Below are 7,296 nucleotides of genomic sequence, written 5' to 3' on the forward strand. Positions count from 1 at the left end.
ATTACTTTTCAACGTAGGAGACTCCTGGTTGCTTGGCTATCAGCCTAAACATCTTGTCCAGGCATCCTACTTTTTTTTGTGCCTTTCACACTACCCTTCATTACCCAACTTTTTCGCGTTGCACCCCGTTGGCCCTTAGAGTTTGTGAATACATATCGGGCTTGCACAGCACAACTGGACGGGTGTTGATAACGCAGTTGCACACCACGGAATATGTACAGCTTTCCTTTGACAAGCGTTTTTGGTTCAGTCATTTATAATTCCTTCCTTGTATTGAGTGATCTGTTCTACTTCATCAATCGCCTCCACCAGTTCCCCCAAAACATTCACAGCATCACCGATGTAGACATCGTTTGATGTTGAGAAGTAAGGAGAAGACCGAATCAGTCGATACTCTGTAGTACTTTGAACAAGCCGCAAAGTCTGTTGACACCCTTGGAGAATTGCTCGTATTTCAGATGTGGTTAGTATGATTTCCATAACTATTTTGTTAGTTAAACTTCTCAAAATCTGGGCAGGTATCACCGTCTATACCACCCGGATGTATCGCGCAAACTAGCATTACTCCTTGGTATTTAATCCCGTGAAAGTTCCTGCAACCCCTACAAGCTTTTGGCATTGCTTTGCGTCTTTCTGATAAAATCTTTTCGATATCCGATTCAACTTTGAATTGATACAAACTGGCTGAAGCTATCCCTATCCCTCCCAGCGTCAAGCAGGAACCAGCCAAAAAACTTTTGACACTCGCCTCGTTAGTCCCTTTGATTAGAATTGTGCCTCCGATGAACGCTGCTGTTATTCCCATTGCTCCAGCACAAATGTTTAGGTATTTCAGTTTGGACATTATTTCTCCTAATTATTTAGAAAAATTATCTCTGCTAATACCAAGACTTGCCCCCAGTAAAGAACTGCCCAGGAAAGCAGAAAAACTTACCAGTATACCTCCCAGACAAGCGTTTTTCTGATAGTACCAGTTAGAGATGATGATGTTGGGATTAGTATTTAACTCAATAATTTCCAGCCCCCAGCAAGCGAGCGCCCCTACTCCCGCAAATCCGGTAAACAGTAGAGAGGCGATCGCTATTGTTTCTATAGCGTGGTCAATGAAAATCTTGGGGTTAAACCGTCTTAAAGTACGGCGACTTTTAACTAACCGGACTTTTGGCTCTTGCGTAGTTAAATACTCAATTTGTTTGTGATTAGTCATGAGTTTCACTTATTTTTTGAATGCTGCTGTCTTTAAACTCTCCGACTGATTGAGTCACAGTATCAGAGTGACAACCAGGCTGAGTTACTGAAACATCAAGTTGAACTTCTACCCAAGTACATTCTCTTTCCCAATCGCGTTCAGTAGAGATAACTGAGCCGTTACCAACTGGTGTTTGAACGCGATCGCCCTTGTTGAATCTTGTCATGAGATTAACTCTTCTAACTCCACATAAAATCCTGCACCCTTATTGCTAACCTTCACCAGTTTTCGATTGACTAACGTTTGAACCACACTCAAGCCGAAACTGATGTTGCACAGTCGAGCGCTGCCGCCGCAACGTTTGAGATATTGTAGGCATTGAGAAGAGTGGTCAGCAGGGGTGTGACGAGTGAATTTTTTGGGCATAATGTTTTTTCCTTGTAGTGCGTGATTGTGTGATGGCATAACCGTCTGGTAAGAGTACGATGGGAAAATATGCAATTTTTGAACTGCCTCTTCATCTAGCTGGTCGCAACTTTTTTACCTTGACTTCTGCTACCGCTAATCCTTTAGAATCATTGTTTTGTATCAATCCTTTGGAATTATCAAATGCAAAAGTATAGTGTATAACTTCAAGAACTTGATAATCAGGAATATCACAGCGACAAATACTCAAATAAATAGATTCTCCAATGCAAGGAACTCTCACAAGATGAGTGGGAAACTTTTCAATTACACCGCCATATTCATTGACAACTTGGATTGAAACTCTATACATAGTCACGCATCCTTATTTGCTTGTCGGACAAAAACCTTGCTTCTGAGTAGAATGACCAGCCCCTTTGGGGCGGGGTGTGGGGTGTAGGGTGTAGGGTGTGGGGTGTAGGGGAAACCCGCCCCAAACATCGGATACAAGCCTCCTCTTTTAAGGGGAAGAGGGAGTAAAGATGTATTTTGAGGCGCGAAGCGCAAGAAATACGGTGTCCGGGAAGTGAAACCTCTTCTTTAAAGGAGAGGTCACTACACCCCACACCCTACCCCCTACACCCTGTTCATCACACAGGTGAAGCGAACGCAGTAGATTAGCTGCTGTTAAGAAGAAAGCAGTTTTGTTGTTTTTCAGGTATTTTATTTAAGGTGAATAAACCACTTCCTCCAAAAATTCTTCAAAACTCTGATATACACTTTCATCTTGGCGTAAATCATCAAGTTTAAATTCTTTACACATCAACCCCAACCGGAACATTACATTTGACCGACAACCGCCTTTAACAGTATTCTCTAAAAATAGAACTGCACCAAAACACAATTTGGAATCAGAAGTAACTCGACCTTCGTGAGAATCAGAATAATCAACTGTTTTATGGCAGTGAAAAGCTTTATCATGTGTGATTGCTTCTAGAATGTCATGCGCTTTTTCAGGTGATAGCGCATATCTTACGGACTTGTTGAATGGACAGTCAAAGCATGGCTGTTTCATTTTGATATTGAAAATAACTACTAGATAATTACCACCAAACTTTTTAATCAGTTTGGTGGTGATTCATTTACAAATGTCTCCAGAAGTTCCTACTGATAGTCTTGAGACTGACTACTTTGAGTTCTGCTGCTGCTTCAGCGACATGACCAACAGCCACCGCAGGAGCTTCTGGTACAGGTGTCGCTAACAGAGAATTAAGTAACTCTTGCTGATAGTCAATATCTGCTACCGTGCGATAAACTCTGTGATAATCTATCTGCATCCCCAAAGGCGTAGGGACAATTTTCAAATATTCATTAAGAGCAGATATATAGCTATCACCAAAATTTCTGTTTACAACAGCCGGACGTATAGTATTCAGCAGTTGTATCGCTCGTCTGATATCTGAAATACTGCGCTCACCATCCATCTGTGGCTGACTTTCCCTGTAGCCTTTGGCTTTCTTTTCTGCTACCAAATTATGAAATTTAGCAACGGCTCTTTGATGATTGGCTAATGTGTGGACTTTTGTTTGCGCTTGATAACCGACTCTGCCCCACTGCACTGTTAAGTTACTATTTTCGACTTTGGCAGACCAGAATTTGTTGCTGTTCTGGAGCGTGTCTACAAAAACTAAATAGATTTCCATGTTTCTTACCCTGTTAACTCGCTAACTTCTGGGCATTGCCCCATCTGATTTGGTGTTGTAGTGCTTCAAGTAAGGTTTCAGCTTCGTCTGTTGTTAGCCCATCTAAAGCAGAGCAGACATCGTATAAATCTTGGGGAATAGAATCAGGAATTACTAGTTCACACAAAGCATCTTCAAGGGCTGTAGATACTGCATATTCAGTTGGGGTGTACTCTTGTTGCATAACAATGTATGTAGACAGAGTTACTCGTAATAACAGTTTCGTTTCTCTGTCTAACTTTTCTAAGTGTGCGCCGTAGTTATCAACTAGTTGGTTAATTAAGTCTGTTTGTCCGTAGTATGTCACTAAATCTGTTGTCATTTTCTTCGGTCTATATAATTGTTAAGAAACTGCTGTCAATTACTAAAAAAAAGAGTGATTGCCCCCATAGAATTAGGGAGCAACCGCAATTAATATCAGTTCAGGTTTCTGTATTTGGCAGTTCTGAGAGACTGAGTTTTCGCTGCAACCACAGGACTACTAGCCCGTCGCGCGGTAGCCGCCCACGCCTGCATTCGCTCTACAGCCGCCGCATCCTGGATGGCAAGTGGGGTAATGGTTTGGCGACAAGCTTCCAAATCCCCTAAAGTGACCTGTTGTGGTCGTCCTTCATCAAATGCCAGCAGTGCGGCTTCCGAAGCAAGGGTTTCCAGTTCTGCGCCGGAGAATTTTGCGGTCGAAGCTGCAACTGCTTCGAGATATTCAAGCTGTACTTGAATACCGAATCGCTCTAGGTGAATCCCTAGAATCTGTACCCGTTCTGGTTCAGTAGGAAGATCCACAAAAAATGATTCATCAAAGCGACCTTTGCGTTTGAATTCAGTTGGTAGTACTGATGGGTCATTGCAAGTAGCGACAATAAATACTCCAGCAGTACACTCACTCATGAACGTAAGCAAGGTTCCAAGAATCCTTTGACTAACACCACTTGTATCGCCCTGACCTGAAAGTGCTTTTTCGACCTCATCTATAAACAAGACACAAGGTGCGATCGCTTCGGCAGTTTTCAATGCACGTTTAACATTACCTTCAGACTCGCCTACCAGACTACCCAAAAGGGACGCAATGTCTAACTGCAACAATGGTAAATTAAGGATAGTTGCGATGTTTTTGGCGCAGTGAGATTTTCCTGTTCCGGGCGGCCCCGCAAGCAATACACCTTTGGGTTGGGGCAGACGCAGCGATCGCGCCTCTTGTGTGAACAACCGCCGCCGTCTTTGTAACCACTCGCGCAGTAGATCCAAACCCCCAAACGGTATGCTGGCTGGCTTGCCTAACTCGATACCCATTTGTGACAGCAGCCGAGTTTTATACTCGACAGCCTTGGGTATGAAATCGGCATCAACAACAATACCATCGTCGGTCAGCTTTTCTTTGACCGTCAGACGCAAGAAATCACTAATCTCTTCCAAGGTCAGTCCTAAAGCTGCGCGAGAAAGGGTTTCTTGATCCGAATCGCTTAAATTCAACTTAAAAGGTTCATCAATTTGAGAAGCTAATTCCCAAAGGTCATATAAGTAAGAATTTATATGTTCTTTTACCTGCTCTACGCTTGGAAGAGGCACTTCACAGTAAGGAATTAAGCGTATGAGTGACTCGTGCAATTGTATGTTTTGCCCCAGCAGTACAATACGTTTCCCAGTTGGCTTAAGTCGGTGATAGAGATTTTTTACCTTACTGACAATTTCCCAACTTAATTGGGGCGAGTTCTTGGCGATGAACGGGTGAATGTCTCCTAAGATAAAGACTCCATCACCACTAAAATTTGCAATGTAATCAAATACGTACAACAGTGGATCAGCCTGTGGTGGTTTCTTATACTCCGCTACAGGTTTGAATACCAGTCCACCATCCGACGCAATCAAACACTGTTCTAAGCTGGACACACCAAGGTTCCAGAAAAACACTGGACTTTTTAACTTGTTGTTAGCTTCAGTAGTCAACCACTGAATAATCGTGGCTTCATCAGGAGACAGCACATCAACCGCAGCAATGGGGATTTGTGAATCGAGCGTAGAGAGCAGATTTGAGAGTTTCATGTCGATTATTCAAATATTTCACTTATGAAATGGCGAAGCCTTTATGAACAGCAGTTACCAGTCAAGTTAAGACTGGTAACTGATTACTGATTACTGACGCAGGCGTGTTTGACTGCTGTTCGCAGTGCGGATCTGTTGGGTTTGGGCTTCGTCCTTGAACTCCCGTTCGCCTACAATTCCCAATGCGGATTCAAACGGTTGCGTAGCTGATAAACAACTCAACCCCTCAAATCCTTCTGCTTCTACTCGAACTTCACCTGTAGCATTGTCGAAATGAATCAAAATTGAACGTTCCATGCGTTATCTCCTTGTATATTGCTGTTGTTGCTGATGTCCGCTGAAGGTAAGGCGTAGGGTTTGCACAGTGCCGTTGGTTTCTTCAGTAATCGCGCATTCCCCAAACTGCTCTTGTAGCTCAAGAGCTTTAGCACGAACTATCCGCTGTCCATAAGCCAGCATTAACTTGTTACTAAAGAAGTCTTGTCCCAGGCGTGGAACTGTTTCGTAGCTGTCGTGTATTACATCATACACACCGCTTGCTTGATTCCAGCAAAATCCGATGTCTGCACGGGCTTTTATGGTGCTACCACGGACTATAATTTCAGCGCTCTGTCCTTGGGAGCCACCATAATAACCTTTTAATGGCCGTGCTTTTTCATGAACGAGTGGTGATAGGTTTAGTAGAGTGAGAGCTTGTACCAAACACTCGCGGTTAGTGAGTTTGGTTGTTACGGTTGAGAAGTGGGACATAATTAACCTCAATAGTTTTATAGATGCAAGTGAAATGCTAATGTGGGGATTACACTTTTAATTTCAGTGATTATTAAGTCAAGAGCGATACACCCTCGCCCTTGACCATTTTTTACCTAAACTTGAACGACATCACCGTAGCTTTCGATAAGCCTACGTCGCCAGTCGCTAACTGTTGGAGATTGCGCTGCTCGTCTAGTAGCTTGGCACGGATATCGTCAATCTTCTGTTGCAACTGACTGCGCCCTTGATTACCAAGATTCTTGGATTCGATATCTGGGTCGTTGACGATAGAATTCAAATGCTCCATCATAGTATGCAAACTACCGCCAGCTTCAGGAGAGGCATTCGCTAATAATACCTGTACTTTCATTAAATGCTTGGACATCTTCTTTTTGAAGAGTACAGGCTTACGCCCTGGCTCCCAGTCAGCCAACTCTTCTAACAACTGCCCAGCGAGTTGTTCACCTCCAGCAAGAGCCGATTCCCGTAACCGCTGCTCCAGGTTACTATCGTATTGCTGGATAAACTTGGTAATCTGGTCTAAACACTCAGCCTGTTGTTGGTTGAGTTGTTCAGACAGGGCAGGAATGATTACGGGGCGACCAATTACCACTTGCAGATAATCTTCTAAATCATTCAGAGTAGGGAAAGCTTTTAACAAGTTGACTCGTACTGATTCTTGTTTCTCTAAAGATAGTTCCCAAGTGTTGAGCGAGAGGAACTGGTCAATTCGCTCTTGGTAATCAACAAGTCCTGCTTCGTAATCAACTTTTAGCTGGTTCCTGAGAGCCGGGGCAATATTATCTCTGATATTGATTAACTGATTCCACACAAGTGGTGCTAAGTCAATCGGACAGACCCAATCGCCAGTATCAGGAGACATCCATTCTTGAACTGAAGCAATCTCTTGCCTCAGTTGTGCAGCAGCTTCATCTAGTTTTTTGAAAACCTTAACACCCCTCAACCCGACTTCGGAATTTGTAACTTTCATCAGGTCAGATTCCGATTCAGATACCTCTGAGTTGAGGACATCCGCCCACTTGGGAGCGGCACTTTTAGTACTATTTTTCAGTTGAATACGGAAGCGAATACGGGTTTTATTTAGTTTCGAGAAGTTCAGGCGTTCGACTGTGGCATCAGTTAGAAAATTTTCAGTTTGGGGAGAAG

Annotated in this window: 14 protein-coding genes; all 14 read right to left on the reverse strand. The window is 43.3% G+C overall.

Translation table 11 applies throughout. The features are described from left to right. Nucleotides 1-44: 44 nt before the first annotated feature. The gene (locus tag FNW02_RS36790; RefSeq protein ID WP_191762413.1) at nt 45-254 is read right to left on the reverse strand and encodes a hypothetical protein; all 210 of its coding nucleotides are present in this window, start codon (nt 252-254) and stop codon (nt 45-47) included. Then, entirely contained in the window at nt 247-480 is a 234-nt protein-coding gene (locus FNW02_RS36795) for a hypothetical protein (protein WP_191762414.1), read from the reverse strand. Before FNW02_RS36795 ends, FNW02_RS36790 begins: the two co-directional genes overlap by 8 nt. 10 nt (nt 481-490) lie before the next feature. Continuing rightward, nucleotides 491-844 (reverse strand): hypothetical protein, encoded by a 354-nt coding sequence (locus FNW02_RS36800; RefSeq protein WP_191762415.1) that lies wholly within the window; start codon nt 842-844, stop codon nt 491-493. Nucleotides 845-856: 12 nt separating this feature from the next. Then, nucleotides 857-1,207, reverse strand: a complete 351-nt coding sequence (locus tag FNW02_RS36805; protein ID WP_191762416.1) for a hypothetical protein — start codon at nt 1,205-1,207, stop codon at nt 857-859. Further along, nucleotides 1,200-1,415, reverse strand: coding sequence for a hypothetical protein (locus tag FNW02_RS36810; RefSeq protein ID WP_191762417.1), 216 nt, complete (start codon nt 1,413-1,415; stop codon nt 1,200-1,202). Before FNW02_RS36810 ends, FNW02_RS36805 begins: the two co-directional genes overlap by 8 nt. After that, the gene (locus tag FNW02_RS36815; RefSeq protein ID WP_191762418.1) at nt 1,412-1,615 is read right to left on the reverse strand and encodes a hypothetical protein; all 204 of its coding nucleotides are present in this window, start codon (nt 1,613-1,615) and stop codon (nt 1,412-1,414) included. Before FNW02_RS36815 ends, FNW02_RS36810 begins: the two co-directional genes overlap by 4 nt. A 91-nt stretch (nt 1,616-1,706) precedes the next feature. After that, a complete protein-coding gene (locus tag FNW02_RS36820) occupies nt 1,707-1,967 on the reverse strand; it encodes a hypothetical protein (RefSeq protein WP_191762419.1) in 261 nt (86 codons plus the stop codon). 354 nt (nt 1,968-2,321) lie between these two features. Next, on the reverse strand, nt 2,322-2,669 hold the full coding sequence (locus FNW02_RS36825) for a hypothetical protein (RefSeq protein ID WP_191762420.1): 348 nt from the start codon (nt 2,667-2,669) through the stop codon (nt 2,322-2,324). Nucleotides 2,670-2,736: 67 nt separating this feature from the next. Next, nucleotides 2,737-3,297: a WGR domain-containing protein gene (locus FNW02_RS36830; RefSeq protein ID WP_191762421.1), complete on the reverse strand. Its 561-nt coding sequence runs from the start codon at nt 3,295-3,297 to the stop codon at nt 2,737-2,739. 13 nt (nt 3,298-3,310) lie between these two features. Further along, on the reverse strand, nt 3,311-3,658 hold the full coding sequence (locus FNW02_RS36835) for a hypothetical protein (RefSeq protein ID WP_191762422.1): 348 nt from the start codon (nt 3,656-3,658) through the stop codon (nt 3,311-3,313). Nucleotides 3,659-3,753: 95 nt separating this feature from the next. Further along, on the reverse strand, nt 3,754-5,376 hold the full coding sequence (locus FNW02_RS36840) for an AAA family ATPase (RefSeq protein WP_191762423.1): 1,623 nt from the start codon (nt 5,374-5,376) through the stop codon (nt 3,754-3,756). Nucleotides 5,377-5,466: 90 nt separating this feature from the next. Continuing rightward, nucleotides 5,467-5,673 (reverse strand): DUF2997 domain-containing protein, encoded by a 207-nt coding sequence (locus FNW02_RS36845; protein ID WP_191762424.1) that lies wholly within the window; start codon nt 5,671-5,673, stop codon nt 5,467-5,469. A 3-nt stretch (nt 5,674-5,676) separates the two neighbouring features. Further along, complete coding sequence (locus tag FNW02_RS36850) at nt 5,677-6,126, reverse strand: DUF1257 domain-containing protein (protein ID WP_191762425.1); 450 nt, start codon at nt 6,124-6,126, stop codon at nt 5,677-5,679. A gap of 112 nt (nt 6,127-6,238) precedes the next feature. Beyond that, a partial coding sequence (locus FNW02_RS36855) for a hypothetical protein (RefSeq protein WP_191762426.1) occupies nt 6,239-7,296 on the reverse strand: 1,058 nt, incomplete at its 5' end.

It is taken from the genome of Komarekiella delphini-convector SJRDD-AB1, from assembly GCF_014831675.1.
Taxonomy (GTDB): Bacteria; Cyanobacteriota; Cyanobacteriia; order Cyanobacteriales; family Nostocaceae; genus Komarekiella.

Excerpts from the sequence above, each read along its gene's own strand:
- FNW02_RS36790 (WP_191762413.1), bottom strand. The coding sequence starts at position 254 with ATGACTGAACCAAAAACGCTTGTCAAAGGAAAGCTGTACATATTCCGT.
- FNW02_RS36795 (WP_191762414.1), bottom strand. The coding sequence starts at position 480 with ATGGAAATCATACTAACCACATCTGAAATACGAGCAATTCTCCAAGGG.
- FNW02_RS36800 (WP_191762415.1), bottom strand. The coding sequence starts at position 844 with ATGTCCAAACTGAAATACCTAAACATTTGTGCTGGAGCAATGGGAATA.
- FNW02_RS36805 (WP_191762416.1), bottom strand. The coding sequence starts at position 1,207 with ATGACTAATCACAAACAAATTGAGTATTTAACTACGCAAGAGCCAAAA.
- FNW02_RS36810 (WP_191762417.1), bottom strand. The coding sequence starts at position 1,415 with ATGACAAGATTCAACAAGGGCGATCGCGTTCAAACACCAGTTGGTAAC.
- FNW02_RS36815 (WP_191762418.1), bottom strand. The coding sequence starts at position 1,615 with ATGCCCAAAAAATTCACTCGTCACACCCCTGCTGACCACTCTTCTCAA.
- FNW02_RS36820 (WP_191762419.1), bottom strand. The coding sequence starts at position 1,967 with ATGTATAGAGTTTCAATCCAAGTTGTCAATGAATATGGCGGTGTAATT.
- FNW02_RS36825 (WP_191762420.1), bottom strand. The coding sequence starts at position 2,669 with ATGAAACAGCCATGCTTTGACTGTCCATTCAACAAGTCCGTAAGATAT.
- FNW02_RS36830 (WP_191762421.1), bottom strand. The coding sequence starts at position 3,297 with ATGGAAATCTATTTAGTTTTTGTAGACACGCTCCAGAACAGCAACAAA.
- FNW02_RS36835 (WP_191762422.1), bottom strand. The coding sequence starts at position 3,658 with ATGACAACAGATTTAGTGACATACTACGGACAAACAGACTTAATTAAC.
- FNW02_RS36840 (WP_191762423.1), bottom strand. The coding sequence starts at position 5,376 with ATGAAACTCTCAAATCTGCTCTCTACGCTCGATTCACAAATCCCCATT.
- FNW02_RS36845 (WP_191762424.1), bottom strand. The coding sequence starts at position 5,673 with ATGGAACGTTCAATTTTGATTCATTTCGACAATGCTACAGGTGAAGTT.
- FNW02_RS36850 (WP_191762425.1), bottom strand. The coding sequence starts at position 6,126 with ATGTCCCACTTCTCAACCGTAACAACCAAACTCACTAACCGCGAGTGT.